This window comes from Diaphorobacter oryzae DSM 22780, assembly GCF_059568935.1.
The window spans coordinates 80,766-96,605 of record NZ_JCANUL010000008.1 but is presented as its reverse complement, the minus strand read 5'-3'; the positions used below and the strand labels follow the sequence as shown (position 1 = coordinate 96,605).

General features: G+C 71.7%; 19 protein-coding genes. 9 read left to right on the top strand and 10 right to left on the bottom strand.

Features of this window, described 5'->3' with window-relative positions; translation table 11 throughout:
* The first annotated feature begins 111 nt into the window (after positions 1 to 111).
* The gene (locus BP68_RS13685) at positions 112 to 552 is read left to right on the top strand and encodes a thermonuclease family protein (protein WP_496372656.1); all 441 of its coding nucleotides are present in this window, start codon (positions 112 to 114) and stop codon (positions 550 to 552) included.
* Positions 553 to 671: 119 nt separating this feature from the next.
* Here BP68_RS13685 and BP68_RS13680 read toward each other — a convergent pair whose 3' ends face one another.
* Positions 672 to 1,670, bottom strand: coding sequence for a diaminopimelate dehydrogenase (locus BP68_RS13680; RefSeq protein WP_496372654.1), 999 nt, complete (start codon positions 1,668 to 1,670; stop codon positions 672 to 674).
* Between the two features lie 101 nt (positions 1,671 to 1,771).
* On the bottom strand, positions 1,772 to 2,701 hold the full coding sequence (locus tag BP68_RS13675) for a DHH family phosphoesterase (RefSeq protein ID WP_496372652.1): 930 nt from the start codon (positions 2,699 to 2,701) through the stop codon (positions 1,772 to 1,774).
* 201 nt (positions 2,702 to 2,902) lie between these two features.
* Here BP68_RS13675 and BP68_RS13670 point away from each other — a divergent pair, with 201 nt between their 5' ends.
* The 5 genes from BP68_RS13670 (at position 2,903) to BP68_RS13650 (ending at position 6,448) form a co-directional block, all read left to right on the top strand.
* On the top strand, positions 2,903 to 3,169 hold the full coding sequence (locus tag BP68_RS13670; RefSeq protein ID WP_496372650.1) for a hypothetical protein: 267 nt from the start codon (positions 2,903 to 2,905) through the stop codon (positions 3,167 to 3,169).
* A 93-nt stretch (positions 3,170 to 3,262) separates the two neighbouring features.
* The gene (locus tag BP68_RS13665; RefSeq protein ID WP_496372748.1) at positions 3,263 to 3,550 is read left to right on the top strand and encodes a hypothetical protein; all 288 of its coding nucleotides are present in this window, start codon (positions 3,263 to 3,265) and stop codon (positions 3,548 to 3,550) included.
* Positions 3,551 to 3,597: 47 nt separating this feature from the next.
* Positions 3,598 to 4,341: a pseudouridine synthase gene (locus BP68_RS13660; RefSeq protein WP_496372648.1), complete on the top strand. Its 744-nt coding sequence runs from the start codon at positions 3,598 to 3,600 to the stop codon at positions 4,339 to 4,341.
* A 150-nt stretch (positions 4,342 to 4,491) separates the two neighbouring features.
* Positions 4,492 to 4,707: a hypothetical protein gene (locus BP68_RS13655; RefSeq protein WP_496372646.1), complete on the top strand. Its 216-nt coding sequence runs from the start codon at positions 4,492 to 4,494 to the stop codon at positions 4,705 to 4,707.
* Positions 4,708 to 4,750: 43 nt separating this feature from the next.
* Positions 4,751 to 6,448, top strand: a complete 1,698-nt coding sequence (locus tag BP68_RS13650; protein WP_496372644.1) for a hypothetical protein — start codon at positions 4,751 to 4,753, stop codon at positions 6,446 to 6,448.
* Positions 6,449 to 6,452: 4 nt separating this feature from the next.
* Here BP68_RS13650 and BP68_RS13645 read toward each other — a convergent pair whose 3' ends face one another.
* Positions 6,453 to 7,394, bottom strand: coding sequence for a LysR family transcriptional regulator (locus BP68_RS13645; protein WP_496372642.1), 942 nt, complete (start codon positions 7,392 to 7,394; stop codon positions 6,453 to 6,455).
* A gap of 80 nt (positions 7,395 to 7,474) precedes the next feature.
* On the opposite strand from BP68_RS13645, the gene BP68_RS13640 reads away from it, so the two are divergent.
* The 3 genes from BP68_RS13640 (at position 7,475) to BP68_RS13630 (ending at position 9,541) form a co-directional block, all read left to right on the top strand.
* Positions 7,475 to 8,095, top strand: a complete 621-nt coding sequence (locus tag BP68_RS13640) for a nitroreductase family protein (RefSeq protein ID WP_496372640.1) — start codon at positions 7,475 to 7,477, stop codon at positions 8,093 to 8,095.
* Positions 8,096 to 8,156: 61 nt separating this feature from the next.
* Positions 8,157 to 9,002 (top strand): EamA family transporter, encoded by an 846-nt coding sequence (locus BP68_RS13635; RefSeq protein ID WP_496372638.1) that lies wholly within the window; start codon positions 8,157 to 8,159, stop codon positions 9,000 to 9,002.
* 65 nt (positions 9,003 to 9,067) lie between these two features.
* The gene (locus BP68_RS13630; protein WP_496372636.1) at positions 9,068 to 9,541 is read left to right on the top strand and encodes an OsmC family protein; all 474 of its coding nucleotides are present in this window, start codon (positions 9,068 to 9,070) and stop codon (positions 9,539 to 9,541) included.
* Here BP68_RS13630 and ylqF read toward each other — a convergent pair whose 3' ends face one another.
* From ylqF to BP68_RS13595, 7 genes are all read right to left on the bottom strand, one after another.
* Positions 9,542 to 10,501, bottom strand: a complete 960-nt coding sequence (gene ylqF, locus BP68_RS13625) for a ribosome biogenesis GTPase YlqF (protein ID WP_496372634.1) — start codon at positions 10,499 to 10,501, stop codon at positions 9,542 to 9,544.
* 135 nt (positions 10,502 to 10,636) lie between these two features.
* Positions 10,637 to 11,287: a bifunctional 4-hydroxy-2-oxoglutarate aldolase/2-dehydro-3-deoxy-phosphogluconate aldolase gene (gene eda, locus BP68_RS13620; RefSeq protein WP_496372632.1), complete on the bottom strand. Its 651-nt coding sequence runs from the start codon at positions 11,285 to 11,287 to the stop codon at positions 10,637 to 10,639.
* Between the two features lie 37 nt (positions 11,288 to 11,324).
* Entirely contained in the window at positions 11,325 to 12,335 is a 1,011-nt protein-coding gene (locus BP68_RS13615; RefSeq protein WP_496372630.1) for a 2-hydroxyacid dehydrogenase, read from the bottom strand.
* A gap of 2 nt (positions 12,336 to 12,337) precedes the next feature.
* Positions 12,338 to 13,288, bottom strand: a complete 951-nt coding sequence (locus tag BP68_RS13610; protein WP_496372628.1) for a sugar kinase — start codon at positions 13,286 to 13,288, stop codon at positions 12,338 to 12,340.
* 31 nt (positions 13,289 to 13,319) lie between these two features.
* Positions 13,320 to 14,111, bottom strand: a complete 792-nt coding sequence (locus BP68_RS13605) for a sugar phosphate isomerase/epimerase family protein (RefSeq protein WP_496372626.1) — start codon at positions 14,109 to 14,111, stop codon at positions 13,320 to 13,322.
* Between the two features lie 76 nt (positions 14,112 to 14,187).
* On the bottom strand, positions 14,188 to 14,940 hold the full coding sequence (locus BP68_RS13600; protein WP_496372624.1) for an amino acid ABC transporter ATP-binding protein: 753 nt from the start codon (positions 14,938 to 14,940) through the stop codon (positions 14,188 to 14,190).
* Between the two features lie 71 nt (positions 14,941 to 15,011).
* Complete coding sequence (locus BP68_RS13595; RefSeq protein ID WP_496372622.1) at positions 15,012 to 15,803, bottom strand: transporter substrate-binding domain-containing protein; 792 nt, start codon at positions 15,801 to 15,803, stop codon at positions 15,012 to 15,014.
* Positions 15,804 to 15,840: the final 37 nt, after the last annotated feature.

Here is a 15,840-nt window from a genome sequence, read left to right as displayed (position 1 = left end):
GCGCCGGCATTGGGCCGCAGCGCATCGCCCATTTTTTGGGCAGCCGCCAGGCCCGGCCCGGCAGACCGGTTCAAGCGGGTATAGTGCGCCCCCTTTGCCTGTTCTCGCCCCGTGTCCGCCGCCCTGCTTTGCCTTGTGATCGCCATCAGTGACGGCGACTCCCTCACCGTCCGTTGCGGCGCCCCCGGCGAAAGGCGCCCCGTGCGCGTGCGCATCGCGGCCATCGACGCGCCCGAGAGCCGCCAGGCCTATGGCCAGAGCGCACGCAAGAATCTGGCGCGGCTGTGCTTTCGCCAGCAGGCGCGGCTGTACGCGCTGGGGCACGACACCTACGGCCGCATGCTGGCCGACGTGCGCTGCGGCGGGCAGAACGTGGCCACGGCCCAGGTGCGCGCGGGGCTGGCCTGGGTGTACGCACCGCGGGGCGGCAAGCCGAAGTACCCCGGCCTGGCGGCGCTGCAGGCCCAGGCCAGGCAGGCGCGCACGGGCCTGTGGTCGCAGCCACGCCCGCAGGCGCCGTGGGACTACCGGCGCCGGCACCGGCGCGACTGATACGGATTCCCCTTCAACCGTATCACGTCGTTGGTTCGCCTTGTCGTGCTACAGCACTGCCTGCGGCTTACCGCCTAGTGATCCGGCTGAATGTCCATCCGTAGGAAACGCCCGGCGCCTTACAGCAGCTCGGCGCGCAGCTCGGCCGCGCTCTTGGGCGAGAGCAGGCCGGGCGGCACGTCGAACACGGTCTTGCAGCCCACCTGGCCCGCCTGGTGCATACGGTGCACGGCGCGCGCGTAGGCCACGAGCACGCTGGAGGTGAACTCGGGGTTGCTGCCCAGCTGCAGGCTGTATTCGACGACCTGCTTGTTGCCCGCCGTGGTGTTGCCGCTGCGGATGACAAAGCCGCCGTGGGGCATGGCGGCATGGTCGCGGGCCAGTTCCTCGGCGCCGATGAAGTGCACCGTGGTGTCGTACTGGTCGAAGTAGTGCGGCATGCCGACGATGGCAGCGCGCACGGCCTCGGCATCCGCCCCCTCCTGCAGCACCACGAAGCATTCGCGGCGGTGCTTCTCGCGCGTGGACAGCTCGGGCCGCGCGCCGCTGCGCACCTTGTCCACGGCCTCGGCCACGGGGATGGTGTACTGCACGCCGCCGGCCACGCCGGGCACGCGGCGGATGGCGTCGGAATGGCCCTGGCTCAGGCCCTTGCCCCAAAAGGTATAGGTGGCGCCGTCGGGCAGCAGGGCTTCGCCCATCACGCGGTTCAGCGAGAACATGCCCGGGTCCCAGCCGGCCGAGATCAGCGCCGTGGTCTTGCCCGCCTGCGCGGCGGCATCGACGGCGGCGAAATGCTCGGGGATGCGCGCATGGGTGTCGAAGCTGTCCACCAGGTTGAAGCGCGCCGCCAGCTCGGGGCTCTGGCGCGGCAGGTCGTCCTTGGAGCCGCCGCACAGGATGAGCACGTCGATACGGTCGGCATGCTCCGCCAGGCTGTCCATGCGGTGCACCGGCACGCCAGCGCCCAGGGGCGCAAGCTGCGCCGGGTCGCGGCGGGTGTAGATGCCGGCGACGGCCATGTCCGGGTTGCGGGCGATCGCCGCCTCCACGCCCCGGCCCAGGTTGCCGTAGCCCACGATGCCGATGCGAATGGTGCCGTTGTTCTTGCGCTCCATGCGGTGAATGCCTTTCTCTGCGGAGTTGATGCGGATTGGAAAACTATTAAAAAGATAGCTGTCTGCGCTTTCTGGATAAGCGCTGTAGCCCTATTTGGCCATTATCCCGCCTGCAGGGTGCCGCCCAGCAGCTCCGGCAGGCGCGCGGCCGGCATGCGAAAGCCGCAGGCCTGGGCATGGCCGCCGCCGCCCATGCTGACGGCCAGGGGCGAACAGTCGTAGCCGCGCTGCGAGCGCAGGCCCACCTTGACCTGCCCGTCCTTGCCCACCGCCCACATCAGGGCGAAGGTGCCGCTTTGCTGCGACAGCAGCTCGCCCACCAGGCTGTGGAAGGCGCCGGGTGCGTTCACCATCAGCCCGGCCTCGCCGTTGAACACCAGCGGCTGCGCGCCGCCTGCCACGTCCTGCGCCAGGTGGCGGAACTTCTCGTCCATGGCCTGGCCGCGCGCGACGAAGGCCGCCGTCTCGGCCGGCGAAAAATCGGCGATCTGCTGCCAGCGCCCGAAGTCGAAGGGTTCCATGTCCAGCGCGGCCACGAAACCCGCCGTCTCGGCGTACTGCCAGGCCCACAGGTCGCGGTCCTCCACAAAGCGCACCAGGTCGGGCAACGGCGCGTCGGGGTGGAAGAACTCCCAGGCCAGCCGCGCGCCGGACTTGCTCATGTCGAAATGCACGGCGCCGCAGCGGCAGGCAAAGCCGGCCAACTGCTCGGCCGCGCTCTTGTGGTGGTCCAGCAGCACCAGCTTGGCCGCGCGCGCGTCGATGGCCGCCAGCAGATCGGGGGCGAAGGAAAAGTCCAGCACGTAGACGGCGCGCCCGTCCACGGGCGGCAGGTCGTCCAGCGTGGTCACCTGCCCGTGCGACAGGCCCAGGCATTCGGCCTGGCCGCCATAGAAGCGCCAGGCGGCCAGGGCCGCGGCGAAGCCGTCGGCGCAGCGGCCGTGGTACAGGATCAGGGGCTGGGGGTCGTGGGGCTGCGGCGCGGCCAGCAGGGACAGGGGCAAGAGAGTGGAGCGCGAGGACATCGTCATGGCGGCGGATTGTGCGGCAGCCGGCCGGCCGCCGGGCCCGCCGGGGCATTGCCCGCGACGTGGCGCCATCACTGTCTTTGTCTGTAACCGTCGTAACCGCCCACCGGGTCGCAAGGCCTTTGTTGCCGCGGCGCCGCGCCCGCCCTCACAATGCCCCGTCAGCCGGGCCACCGGGCCCGGCCCCTGCCGGGAGTCAGCCACATGATGGAATTCCTTCGCCAGCTTGCGCAAGAGGACCTGTTCCCCATGCCCGTGATCGACGAGGCCGACATCGACAAGCTGCGCGTGCTGCGCGCCGCCGGCATGGTGCAGGCCGACCTGCCCGGCGAACGGGGCTCCGGCCCGTCCGCGCGCCTCATTGCCATCACCGGCCTGGGCCGCGCCACACTGCGGGTGCAGACGGCGCACGAGTTCATCGCCTGGCGCCAGCAGATGCCGGGCACGCAGCCCCCGCCCCCCTGGGCCTAGCCGCCGGCACGCCGCACCACGCGGGCTGCTATCATGACTGTACAAACATCCAGCTGATTGCCCCCCACCTTCCGCCCCACCGCCACGACCACCATGGGATTCGACCAGATCGCCATCGCCCTGCTGGGCGCCACCGCCGCATGGGCTTCGCAGGCGCGCCGTGCGGCCCTGCGCCGCTGGGCCTGCATCTTCGGGCTGCTGGGGCAGCCGTTCTGGTTCTACGCCTCGTGGAAGGCCGGGCAATGGGGCATCTTTGCCGTGTCCATCCTCTACCTGTGCGCCTGGCTGCACGGCCTGTGGGTGTACTGGCTGGCACCGCAGCCGCAGCCGCAGGACTCGGGCCTGGGCACCATCCAGCTCACGCCGGGGCGCGGCTCCTGACACCCGGCGCCGGCTCCCCGCTGCACCTGCTCTGGCAGGACGAGCACATGGTGGCGGTCTACAAGCCCGCCGGCTGGCTGGTGCACCGCACGGGGCTCGACGCGGGCGAAACGCGCTTCGTGATGCAGGCCCTGCGCGACCAGATCGGCCGGCATGTCTACCCTGTGCACCGGCTCGACAAGGGCACCTGCGGCGTACTCGTCATGGCCCTGCACTCGGCGGCCGCGCGCGCCCTGGCCGATGCCTTCGCCCGGCACGCGGCGCGCAAACAGTACCTGGCCCTGGTGCGCGGCTGGGCGCCGCCGCAGGCCGAGGTGGACCACCCGCTGCGCCCCGACGACGCGCCGCCGGACGCCCCCGCCCAGCCGGCCCACACGCGCCTGTCGTGCCTGGCGCGGCTGGAGCTGCCGTACAGCAGCGACCCGCGCTTTGCCACCACGCGCGCCTCGCTGGTGCTGGCCGAGCCCACGACGGGGCGGCGCCACCAGATCCGGCGCCACCTCAAGCACCTGGCCCACCCCATCCTGGGCGACGCCACGCACGGCAAGGGCCCGTTGAACCGCTGGTGGGCACAGCAGCTGGGCCTGCACCGGCTGTGGCTGCACGCCTGGGGGCTCAGCCTGCCGCACCCGGCCGACGGGCACATGATCACGCTGCACAGCGGCCTGCCCTGGCCCCTGGACGCCGCGGCAACCGCCCCGCAGGGGCCCGAGGGCGGCGCGGAGCCGCCCTGGCGCGACTGGCAGGCGCATGCATTCGCGCTGCCGTGGCAGCCCCTGCCGCCGCACTGAAGCCGCGCGGCCACAGCCGGCCGCCGGCCCGGGACAAGAGCCCGCGGGCAAACGCGTACTGGTCTGACACACCGCCCCGCAGGGCCGGCCTTTAATGCCCCAAGGCCGGCCGGCACCCGCCGCCCGCCTTTTTCTTACAGGAGCCCATGTATGCCCCAGCACGCCACCATCAATGGCCATGTCACCTATCGCGAAGGGGAAGGAATGCCCCTCATCATTCCCGAAGGTCCCGTGGAGCTCACGCCCGCCGCCGACAGCGTCACGCTGAGCTGGCAGGACGGGCGCTGCGTCGCCGGGCTCGCCGCGATGCCGCGCGACCAATTCGACCGGTATGTCGCCGAGGGCAAGATCGTCTTGCACAACTAGCGGCTGCGCGGCCGGCGCGCTACCATGCCCCGCAGGCCACACCATGCAGACCCTACCGCCCCTCCACCCGCTTGCGTGGCCCCACACGGGCGCCACCGAAGCCGGCATGGACGGCCTGGAAGGCGATTGGCCCGACGACCCCACCCTGTGCCCCGGCGAAGCCCTGAACGCCGAGCACCTGCGCCAGCTGCTGCGGGCCGCCCTGCCCGACAAGAGCCGCCACAAGGCCGCCGGCTGGTTCGGGCAGACGGACTTCCTGCTCACCCGCAGCCATGTCGATGAAGACCTGGACGCCTACCACGACGGGCTTTTCATCACGCTCTGGAAGCGCTGGGACTTCTGGCTCGCCCTGCCGCAGGCCAGCACCGTGCCCGCCCACGCCAACCCGCTCACGCAGGCCTGGGCGCGGCTGCGCCAGCCCCCCGCGCCGCCGGTGCTCGACGGGCTGGTGCGCCAGTTCCGCGCCTATGACGCCGCCGGCCTGCCCGGCCCCTGGCAGCCGCTGGACGCCGCCCAGGCGCCGGCCGATGCGCTGCAGGCCTGCGCCGAGGCCTGGCACGGCGTGATCGCCTATTGGCGCCGGGCCGAGGGCCAGCGCCGCGCGGGCCGCCCGCTGCGCACGCGGCTGCACGCCTTGCTCACGCCCGCGCGCGTGGAGGCGCTCACGCAGCTGCCGGTGTTCACCGGCCAGCGCATCGACGGCTGGGAGGGCGAGGCCTGGGCCGGCACGCTCCAGCCCCACCCGCACGGCGGGCGCGCCCTGCGGTTGGACTGGCGCAACGGGGACGGTGCGCCCGAGGACACCCGCGCCAGCTACCAGATCGACCTGGCCGAAGGCCCCGGCACGGCCCACCCACCGGGCCTGCGCATCAGCTACCGCCAGCGCGAGGGCGACGCGCTGGAGCTGCTGCCCAACGACGCGGTGGAGCACATGGACCGCCTGCTGCGCCTGTTCGCCGCGGTGGAGCGGCAGCCGCCCGATGCGCAGACGGCCGATGGCCTGCTCCCCGCCCTGCCGCGCATGCCCCCCTTCGCGCCGCACGAGTCCGACGCCGAAGTCTTCGGCCCCGCGCTCACCGCCCTGTCGCGCGACTGGCAGGCCGCCGGCCGCGCGCACGCCGCCGTGGTGCGCGAGCACTGGGTCGCCCAGCCCGAGGACGGCCCACCGCCCCTGGCCGACCCGCGCGGCCTGCACGCCGCCGCCGTGCTGCACCTGGCGCGCACGGTGCACGGCCTGGCGGACGCAGACCTGTCAGAGCGCTTCCACCACCGCTTCGCCTTCGCGCCCGGAGCCTATGCGCGCCACGCCTTGCGCCACGGCCAGCGCGTGCACGCCCTGCACTGGCAACCCGACGACTCGCTGCTGACCTGGACGGACCGCTGCTGGCGCGTGAGCGCCGACGGCCTGCACATCACCCCGGCAGAGGGCGACCCGACCCTCCAAGACCAGCCCCCCCGCGCCGCGCTCCACGGCACCGCCGTGCACGGCGATACGCTCGGCAACCTGCTCGGCCTGGCCGAGGACGGCCGCGCGCTGTGGCACCACCACGTGGGCGGCGGCGCGGTGCTGTGCATCGCCCCCGGGCCGGGCGACATCCTGGCCGTGGGCACGGCGGGCGGCACACTGGCGCTGCTGCGCAAGGCCGGCGGGCCCGACCCCTACCAGTACGGCACCTCGCGCTACGCCGAGGCGCGGCGCATCCTGTTCTGGGTGGACGGGCCCGTGCCGCTGGCGTGGTAGCTCCTCATTCCATAGCTGCTCGCGCTTTCTGGATAAGCTCTGGAGGCCTATTTCCCCCTTCTTCCTCGAACGCCTCGACCAGGAAGTCCAGCAGCGCGCGCAGCTTGGGCGCGACATAGTGCCGCGACGGATAGACCGCGTAGAGCGTGGTCTCCACCGTGCGCCAGTCCTCCAGCGCGGCCTGCAGCCGGCCGGTGCACAAGTCGTCCTCCACGTAGGGGCGCGGGATCAGGCTGACGCCGAACCCGGCGCGCAGCGCATCGCGCACGGCCAGGCTCGACGACACCGAATACCGCGCATCCACGGTCACCCGCTCGGTGCGGCCGCCCTGGTGGAACTCCCACACGTCCGCATGGCCCGACAGGCTGAAGCGCACGCAGTCCAGTTCATTCAGGTCGGCCGGCACCGCGGGCCGGCCGCGCCGCGCAAAATACGCCGGCGCGGCGCACAACACGTGCGGCATGGTGGCCAATGGGCGAGCGACCAGCGATGAATCCTCCAGCCGGTCGCTGCCGCGAATGGCCAGGTCGAACCCCTCGCGCACGATGTCCACGCGCCGGTCGTCCAGTTGCAGGTCCAGCCTCAGGCCCGGGTGGCGTTCCAGAAAGGCGGGGATGGCGCTGGACAGCCGCGTCAGCGTGACCGTCATCGGCGCGCTCACCTTGAGCAGGCCGCTGGGCGCCGCCTTGATGGGGCACAGCGCCCTGCCCGCCTCGGCCAGCGCGTCCAGCGCGCGGGTCACGTGCTCCAGGTACAGGCGGCCCTCTTCCGTCAGGGCCATGCGCCGCGTGGTGCGGTGGATCAGGCGCGCGCCCACGTGGGCCTCCAGCTCGGCGATGTTCTTGCTGATGGCCGCGGGCGACAGGCCCAGGCTGCGGCCCGCATCGGCGAAGCTGCCGCGCTCGGCCACGCGGCGGAAGACCTGCAGGGCTGTCAGGTGGTTCATGGAACTCCCATCTGCTGGTAAACAGTTTCTTTCAATATCTGCCAATTATCAATTGGGGGTGAATTACCTACAGTCACGCCATGACGACGACACACCCCACCCTCACCCTCATCGAGCAGCGCATCTCGGCCAACCGCTTCGATGCCGCCCACACCCTGGCAGACGCCGAAATCGAACGGCTGGTGCGCCTGGCCACGCGCGCGCCCACCGCCTACAACCTGCAGAACTGGCGCTTCATCGCCGTGCGCACGCCCGCGGCCAAGGCCCGGCTGCGCGCCGTGGCGCAGGACCAGGCCAAGGTGGCGGAGGCGGCCGTCTGCTTCATCGTCTGCGGCGTGCTCGCCGACCCGCAGGCCCTGGCCGGGCGGTTGCAGCCATTCGTGGAGGCGGGCCACATGCCGGCCGAGATGGCACAAGGCTGGCAGCAGGCCGCACGCCTGCAATACGCCACGCCCCAGGCGGCGCGCGACGAGGCCGTGCGCTCGGCCGCCCTCGGCGCCATGACGCTGATGCACGCGGCGCAGGCGCTGGGCCTGGCGTCGTGTGCGCTGACGGGCTTCGATCCCGACGGCGTGGCACGCGAATTCCATTTGCCTCTCGGCGAAGTGCCCGTGATGCTCGCCACCGTGGGCCGCGCCGCGCCCGGCAACTGGCCGCAAAAGCCGCGCCGCCCGCTGGCGCAGGTGTTGGAGTTCGCATGAACCCCCGCCCGGCCGTTCCGAAGGGGGCTCGCACCGCAGTGCGCAGCGCGAAGGTTTTCCAATGACTACACACACCCGTGACCTGCTGCTGACCGCGCTGGCTCCTGCCATCTGGGGCAGCACCTACATCGTCACCACCGAGCTGCTGCCGCAGGTGCCGCCGATGACGGTGGCCCTGCTGCGCGCCCTGCCCGCAGGCCTGCTGCTGCTCCTGGCCGCGCGGCGCCTGCCGCAGGGCATCTGGTGGCTGCGCGTGTTCATCCTGGGCGCGCTCAATTTCTCTGTGTTCTGGAGCCTGCTGTTCGTCTCGGCCTACCGGCTGCCGGGCGGGGCCGCGGCCACCGTGGGCGCGGTGCAGCCGCTGGTGGTGGTGTTCCTGGCGGCGGCGGTGCTGGGCAGCGCGGTGCGGCCGGCGGCCGTGCTCGGGGCGCTGGCCGGCCTCGCGGGCGTGGCGCTGCTGGTGCTCACGCCCGGCGCGGCGCTGGACGCCACGGGCATCGCGGCGGGCCTGGCCGGCGCGGTCTCCATGGCCTGCGGCACGGTGCTCACGCGCAAATGGCGCCCGCCCGTGCCGCTGCGCACCTTCACCGCATGGCAACTCACGGCGGGTGGCCTGCTGCTGGTGCCGGTCGCGCTGCTGGCCGGCCCCCACTGGCCTGCGCCCACGGCGGGCCACCTGCTCGGTCTGGCGTGGCTGGGCCTGGCGGGCGCGGCGCTGACCTATGTGCTGTGGTTCCGCGGCATCGCACGGCTGGAGCCGGGCGTGGTGGCGTCGCTGGGGTTCCTGAGCCCGGTCACAGCCATCTTGCTCGGCTGGGCCTTCCTGGACCAGACGCTCGCCGGGCCGCAGATCGCCGGCGTGGCGCTGGTGATGGGCGGCATCTGGCTGGGGCAGCGCAATGCCTAGAATTTGATAGCTGCCTGCGTTTGACTGGCAAGCGCTGGAGGCATTTTTTACTTCAAGGACGCGCCATGGCCACTTACCACGCCGAAACCCTCTGGGAGCGCACCGCGCCGCCCGAGGACTTCCTGAAGAACCGCTACAGCCGCCGCCACCTGCTGCGCTTTGACGGCGGTGCGGAGCTGCCGGGCTCCTCGTCGCCGCATGTGGTGCCCCTGCCCTGGTCCGATGCGGCGGCCGTGGATCCCGAGGAAGCCTTCGTGGCCGCGCTGTCGAGCTGCCACATGCTGTGGTTCCTGTCGATCGCGGCGCGCCGCGGCTTTTGCGTGGACGGCTACCGCGACGCGGCCGAGGGCGTGATGGCCCGCAACGCCGAGGGCCGCCTGGCCATGACGGTGGTCACGCTGCGGCCCGCAGTGCGATTCGGCGGCGAGGCGCTGCCCACGCCCGACGAGCAGCGGGCCATGCACCACGAGGCGCACGAGGCATGCTTCATCGCCAACTCGGTGAAGACCGAGGTGCGCTGCGCGCCCGTGATCGGCTGATCAGTCCTCGCCCTGCGGCGCGATGCGCGCGCGGCGATCGTTGCGGCGCTGCTGCTCGGCCTTGCGCGCGGCGCGCTGCGCCTCCTGCACCTCGGCGGCGGCCAGCCAGTCCTCGAATTCGGTGGGGGTCTCCAGCGTCAGGCGGCCCAGGACGGCGCTGCGCAGGTCGGTGAGCACGATCTCGGCGGCCTTTTGCAGGTTCAGCCGCCCGCCGCTCATCACGGCGCCACGCTTTCTGGCGATCAGCTCCAGCAGCGCATCGTCATGGCTGGCGGCGATGGCGGCGGCGTCCAGCCCCAGCTTGTAGCGCGCATCGAGCAGCGGCGCGTAATGCTGCTTGAGGTAGGCCAGCAGCTCCAGCGCCACCTCCTCCTCGTCGTAGGCGTTGCGGCCCACGGCGCCGCTGGCGGCCAGCTTGTAGCCGCTTTCGGGCACGGTGATGCGCGGCCACAGCATGCCGGGCGTGTCCCACAGGTAGAAGTCATCGTCCAGCACGATGCGCTGCTCCTGCTTGGTGATGCCGGCCTCGTCGCCGGTCTTGGCCTCGCGCTTGGCCGACAGGGTGTTGATCAGCGTGGACTTGCCCACGTTGGGAATGCCGCAGATCAGCACCCGCATGGGCCGCGCCAGGCCGCGCCGGTTGGGCGCTAGCTGGCGGCAGGCGTCGATGAGCCGGCGCGCGGGGGCCGCGTCGGACGAGTCCAGCGCGATGGCGCTGGTGCCGGGCCGCGCGTTGTACCAGGCCAGCCACGCGGGCGTGCGCTCGGGGTCGGCCACGTCCTGCTTGTTGAGCACCTTCAGCGTGGGCTTGTGGCCCGTCAGCTCGGCCAGCAGCGGGTTGCTGCTGGAGCCCGGCAGGCGGGCGTCCAGCAGTTCGATCACCACGTCGATGTCCTTGATGCGCTCGCCGATCGCCTTGCGCGTCAGGTGCATGTGACCGGGAAACCACTGGATGGCCATGGACTGTGTACTTTCACGAATGAGGGCTGGGAAGGGTGCCAAGGATAAACGCCGCCGCAGCCTTCTCGCCCGTGTGCGTGTACTGCCCGCGCCCCTCCATGGGCGGCGCCTGGCCGCGCCCTGGCGGCGAAGCGCTCAGCCGCGGGGGCGCAGCGCCGCCGCTTCGCGCGCCAGGCGCTCGATGGCGGCCCAGTCGCCCTGTGCCAGCGCGCGCTCCGGCGTGAGCCACGATCCGCCCACGCAGGCCACGTTGGGCAGCGCCAGGAAATCCGCCGCATTGCCCGCATGGATGCCGCCCGTGGGGCAGAACCGCACGTCGCCAAAGGGGCCGTGCCAGGCCTTGAGCAGCGGCACGCCGCCGGCCGCCATGGCGGGGAAGAACTTGAGCACGTCGAACCCGTCCTCGCAGGCGGCCATGATCTCGCTGGCCGTGGCCACGCCGGGCAGCAGCGCCAGGCCCTCGTCGCGGCAGCATTGACCCAGGGCCCGACCGTAGCCGGGACTGACGATGAAGCGCGCACCGGCCCGCGCCGCGGCCTGCACATCGGCCGGCCGGCGTGCGGTGCCGGCGCCGACCACCGCCTGCGGCACTTCGCGGGCAATCGCCGCAATGGCGGCCAGCGCGGCCGGCGTGCGCAGCGTCACCTCCAGCATGCGGATGCCGCCGGCCACCAGCGCCCGGGCCATGGGCACGGCCTGCGCGGCATCGTCCAGCACGATGACGGGAATGACGGCGGCACTGTCCACCACGTCCGTCGCGGTCAGAGGGGTCGAGCCCTGTTGCATGGCAAGTTCTCCTTGTGTCCGGGTGGCAGCGGGCAGTCTATGCACCCACCACGCAGCCCGCGGGCAGCCGGCCGTCCAGCACGGCCAGCAGGTTGTCGGTGGCCAGGCGCGCCATGGCATGGCGCGTCTCATGGGTGGCCGAGCCCACATGCGGCAGCGGCACCACCTGGGGGTGGGTGCGCAGCGGCGAGTCCAGCGGCAGCGGCTCGACCTGGAACACGTCGAGACCAGCGGCGCGCAGACGGCCGCTGTCCAGCGCGGCCAGCAGCGCGGCTTCGTCGACGATGCCGCCGCGCGAGCCATTGATGAAGATGGCGCCCTGCTTCATGGCAGCAAAGGCGGCTGCGTCCATGCTGGCGCGCGTGTCGTCCGTGAGCGGCAGCATGGACACCACGAAGTCCGACTGCGCCAGCACCTCGGCGCGCGTGGCGTGGCGCACCAGCGGCGCCAGCGCGCCCAGTTGCTGCGCGGGCACGGGGCGGCGGCTGTGGTACAGCACGGGCATGCCGAAGCCCAGCGCCGCACGGCGCGCCAGCGCCTGGCCGATGCGCCCCATGCCCAGAATGCCCAGGGTCTTGCCATGCACGTCATGGCCGAACAGCTCGGTGCCGATGTTGCGCGACCACTGCCCGCTGCGCACGAGCATGGCCAGGTCCACGATGCGCCGGCTGGTGGCCAGCAGCAGGGCGAAGACGGTGTCCGCCGTGGTCTCCGTCAGCACGTCCGGCGTGTGGCACAGCGTGATGCCGCGCCGGGCAAGGTAGTCGAGCGGGTAGTTGTCCACCCCCACCGAGATGCTGGAGATGACGCGCAGCGCGGGCGCCTGGTCCAGTTGCTGCGGCGTGAGGGCGAAGCTGGAGCCGATCAGGCCGTGCGCCGTGGGCAGCGCGGCGTCAAAGGCGGCGCGCTGCGCCGCCTGGCGCGGGTTGGCCACCGTCACGCGGTGCCGGGCCGCGATGCGGGCCAGTTGGTCCTCGGGCAGTTCCCGGAAGACCAGGACGTTGCTGGTGGCTGCCGTTTCCTGCCGGGCCGGCGGCGTGTGCGCCATGCTCAGTAGCCCGCGGCCTGCAGCTCGGCCCGCGTGGGCAGGCCTTCGGAGTCGCCCAGCACCTGCACCTGGCGCGCGCCCAGCCAGCAGCCGCGGCGTACGGCCTGCGCCACCGGCAGGCCGTCCAGCAGAGCGCTGACCACGCCCACGGCAAAGGCATCGCCGGCGCCCACGGTATCGACCACCTGCTCCACCGGGCAGGCCGGCACATAGCCCGTGCCGGCCTGGGCGTCGTCGAAGTAAGCCCCCTCCTCGCCCAGCTTGACGGCCACCAGCTTCGCGCCCCGGGCGCGGTAGAACGCGGCGATGGCCTCGGGCGTGCCCTCGCCGGTGAGCAGCCGGCCTTCCGCCAGGCCCGGCAGCACCCAGTCGGCCCCCGCGGCCAGCGCGTTGATCTCGCGGCGCATGACGTCCTCGCTGGGCCACAGCGTGGGGCGCAGGTTGGGGTCGAAGGAAATGGTGCTGCCCGCGCTGCGCGCCAGCTCCAGCGTGCGCCGCGCGGTCTCCAGCGCGTTGGGCGAAATGGCGGCGAACACGCCCGTGGCGTGCAGGTGGCGTGCGGCGCGCAGCCATGGCTCGTCGATGTCGGCTGGCTGCATCAGGCTGGCGGCGGAGCCCTTGCGGTGGTATTCGATCTCCGGGTCGCTGCCGTCGGTCACGCGGCCCTTGAACTGAAAGCCCGTTTTCTGCGACGCATCCATGACCACATGGTTGCAGTCCACCCCTTCGCCGCGCATCTGCCGCACCAGGTAGCGGCCCATGGAATCCGCGCCCAACCGGCTGGCCCAGTGCACGGAAAAGCCCAGCCGCGCCAGGCCCGTGGCCACGTTGATCTCGGCGCCCGCGATGCGCTTGGTAAAGCCTTCGGCCTGCTCCAGCGGCCCGGGGCGGTCGGCGATCAGCAGCAGCATGGCTTCGCCAAAGGTGGCGACGTCGTAGGTCTTGGCATTCATGGCAGGCACCCTTGAGGACGGATGGAAACGATCAAACGCATGTGGCGCTGCGCAGGGCCTGCAGCTCGTCGCGGGTGCAGGCCAGCAGGTCGTCGCTCACGAGCGGGTATTCGATGGCGCGCGGCGCCGCCGGGGGCAGCGCATCCAGCAGCGTGCGCCAGGCCGCGCCGGACTGCGCCAGCGGCACGGCCACCCATTTGGTATCGCGGCGCTGCACGCCCTTGGCATGCACGTAGCCCACGCGTGCGGCAAACACCCGCGCGGCCTCGTGCGGGCATTCGCCCACGTAGTGCCAGTTGCCCATGTCGAAGGTCATGGGCAGGGCCAGCCCCGCGGCATCGGCGGCCTCGAAGAAGCGCCGCAGCGCGCGGATGCTGCCCGCGCCCGGCGTCTGGTCGTTTTCGATCAGCAGCGTGAGTCCCGCGCGGCCCACGGCCGCCGCCAGGGCGGCGAAGTCCTGGGCAGCAGCCTCGGCCGAAGGCGGCGCGAAGCGGCCAATGGACATCTTCAGCCACGGTGCGCCCAGCACACCCGCGGCCCCGATGGCATGTGCAAGCGCCGCGCCGTCCAGCCGGCCATCCTGCGCGAACAGGGGCTGGGGGCAGGAATACACGCTGCGCAGCCGCGTCGTGCCCAGCCAGGCCGCCAGGGCGGGCAGTTCGGTGGACGCATTCACCAGCAGCTCCTCGCGCACCTCGACGCCCTGGGCGCCGGCTTGCTCGCACAGCTCGGCGAACCACAGCTGGCCATGGCGGCGCACTTCCGCGGCGCCAAAAGAGGTGAGCGAGACCAGTGCATCGGGCAGCGCGTCGTTGAAGGGCATGGCAATCGGACCTGGAAAGATGGAACGGGGCGCAGGCACGCAAGCCGCTGTGCGGGCGGCCGCATGTGCGTCAATGTCAATGGTTGCTGAGGATCTGCCCCAGGAAGGCCTGCGTCTTGGGGTTCTGGGGATTGGTGAAGAACGCCTCGGGCGCGCCCTGCTCGACGATGCGCCCGTCGGCCATGAAGATGACGCGGTCGGCCACGCTGCGGGCAAAGCCCATTTCGTGGGTCACGCACAGCATGGTCATGCCGTCCTCGGCCAGGCCGATCATGGTGTCCAGCACCTCCTTGACCATTTCCGGGTCCAGCGCGGAGGTGGGCTCGTCGAACAGCATGATCTTGGGCGTCATGCACAGCGCGCGGGCGATCGCCACGCGCTGCTGCTGGCCGCCCGACAGCTGGCTGGGGTACTTGTGCGCCTGCTCGGGAATGCGCACGCGGGTGAGGTACTTCATGGCCCGCTCCTCGGCCTCGGCCTTGGACAGGCCGCGCGAGCGCATGGGCGCCAGCGTGCAGTTCTCCAGGATGGTCAGGTGCGGGAACAGGTTGAACTGCTGGAACACCATGCCCACTTCCTGGCGCACGTTGTCCACGTTGGGCCCGCCGGCGGTGAGGTCGATGCCGTCCACGACGATGCGGCCCTTTTGCACGCTCTCCAGCCGGTTGATGCAGCGGATCATGGTGGACTTGCCCGAGCCCGACGGGCCGCAGATCACGATGCGTTCGCCCGGCCGAACGTCCAGGTGGATGTCGGTGAGCACCTGGAATTGGCCATACCACTTCTCCACGCCTTGCAGCTGGATGATGGGTTGCTCGGTGGGGGTCATGCAAAAAACTCCGTGGACCTGGTGGTGAAGGGAAGCCGGCGCGCGCCGCGCCGGCCATGTTCCCGCGCGAATCAGCTCAGCTTGGGCAGGTCGGCGCCCAGCCACTTCTGGTAGAGCTTGTTGAACTCGCCGCTGGCCAGGTGCTTGTCGATGGCGGCATTGATGGCGGCGGCCAGCGCATCCTGGCCCGGGCGCAGGGCCACGGCCATGTTCTGCTGCAGCAGCGGGAACTTGTTCTCGAAGCGGCCTGCGGGCGCGCGCTTGGCGATCTGCGCCGCCACGGTGACGGAGCAGCCGATCGCATCCACCTGCCCCGACAGCAGCGCCTGCATGGCCGACGCGTCGTCGTCGAAGCGGCGGATCTGCGCGCCTTCGGGTGCGATCTTGGTCACGGCCACGTCCTGGGTCGAGGCGCGCGCCACGCCCACCCGCAGCCCCTTGAGGTCCGCGGGGGCCGCGATCTTGGTCTTGGCGTCGCCGTACAGCACGATGGAGGCGGCCGAGTACGGCTTGGAGAACAGCACCTGCTTGGCGCGCTCGGGCGTGATGGCCAGGGATGCCACCAGCGCATCGACCTTGTTGGTCAGCAGGAACGGGATGCGGTTGGGGCCCGTCACGGGCACGATCTCGGCCTCCACGCCCAGCTCCTTGGCCAGCAGGCGCGCCACCTCGGCGTCGTAGCCGTCGGGCTGGTTCTTGTCGTTCAGGACGCCGTAGGGCGGAAAGTCCACCAGCATGCCGATGACGAGCTTGCCCTTCTTGCGGATGTCCTCCACCGTCTGGGCCGACGCGCCCAGGGGCAGCAGGCTGGCGCTGGCCATGGCGGCGGCAGCGGCGGTGAATTGGCGGCGGGTGAATGCCATGGTGGGTCTCCTTGGGGGTTGGTTGAACGACGGGTGC

Bases quoted from the DNA above. Each gene is read 5' to 3' on its own strand.
- BP68_RS13665 (WP_496372748.1), top strand. From the start codon at position 3,263: ATGGGATTCGACCAGATCGCCATCGCCCTGCTGGGCGCCACCGCCGCA.
- BP68_RS13600 (WP_496372624.1), bottom strand. From the start codon at position 14,940: ATGACCCCCACCGAGCAACCCATCATCCAGCTGCAAGGCGTGGAGAAG.
- BP68_RS13670 (WP_496372650.1), top strand. From the start codon at position 2,903: ATGATGGAATTCCTTCGCCAGCTTGCGCAAGAGGACCTGTTCCCCATG.
- BP68_RS13605 (WP_496372626.1), bottom strand. From the start codon at position 14,111: ATGCCCTTCAACGACGCGCTGCCCGATGCACTGGTCTCGCTCACCTCT.
- BP68_RS13675 (WP_496372652.1), bottom strand. From the start codon at position 2,701: ATGACGATGTCCTCGCGCTCCACTCTCTTGCCCCTGTCCCTGCTGGCC.
- BP68_RS13630 (WP_496372636.1), top strand. From the start codon at position 9,068: ATGGCCACTTACCACGCCGAAACCCTCTGGGAGCGCACCGCGCCGCCC.
- BP68_RS13645 (WP_496372642.1), bottom strand. From the start codon at position 7,394: ATGAACCACCTGACAGCCCTGCAGGTCTTCCGCCGCGTGGCCGAGCGC.
- BP68_RS13680 (WP_496372654.1), bottom strand. From the start codon at position 1,670: ATGGAGCGCAAGAACAACGGCACCATTCGCATCGGCATCGTGGGCTAC.
- BP68_RS13650 (WP_496372644.1), top strand. From the start codon at position 4,751: ATGCAGACCCTACCGCCCCTCCACCCGCTTGCGTGGCCCCACACGGGC.
- BP68_RS13635 (WP_496372638.1), top strand. From the start codon at position 8,157: ATGACTACACACACCCGTGACCTGCTGCTGACCGCGCTGGCTCCTGCC.
- BP68_RS13610 (WP_496372628.1), bottom strand. From the start codon at position 13,288: ATGAATGCCAAGACCTACGACGTCGCCACCTTTGGCGAAGCCATGCTG.
- ylqF (WP_496372634.1), bottom strand. From the start codon at position 10,501: ATGGCCATCCAGTGGTTTCCCGGTCACATGCACCTGACGCGCAAGGCG.
- BP68_RS13640 (WP_496372640.1), top strand. From the start codon at position 7,475: ATGACGACGACACACCCCACCCTCACCCTCATCGAGCAGCGCATCTCG.
- BP68_RS13595 (WP_496372622.1), bottom strand. From the start codon at position 15,803: ATGGCATTCACCCGCCGCCAATTCACCGCCGCTGCCGCCGCCATGGCC.
- eda (WP_496372632.1), bottom strand. From the start codon at position 11,287: ATGCAACAGGGCTCGACCCCTCTGACCGCGACGGACGTGGTGGACAGT.
- BP68_RS13615 (WP_496372630.1), bottom strand. From the start codon at position 12,335: ATGGCGCACACGCCGCCGGCCCGGCAGGAAACGGCAGCCACCAGCAAC.
- BP68_RS13655 (WP_496372646.1), top strand. From the start codon at position 4,492: ATGCCCCAGCACGCCACCATCAATGGCCATGTCACCTATCGCGAAGGG.
- BP68_RS13660 (WP_496372648.1), top strand. From the start codon at position 3,598: ATGGTGGCGGTCTACAAGCCCGCCGGCTGGCTGGTGCACCGCACGGGG.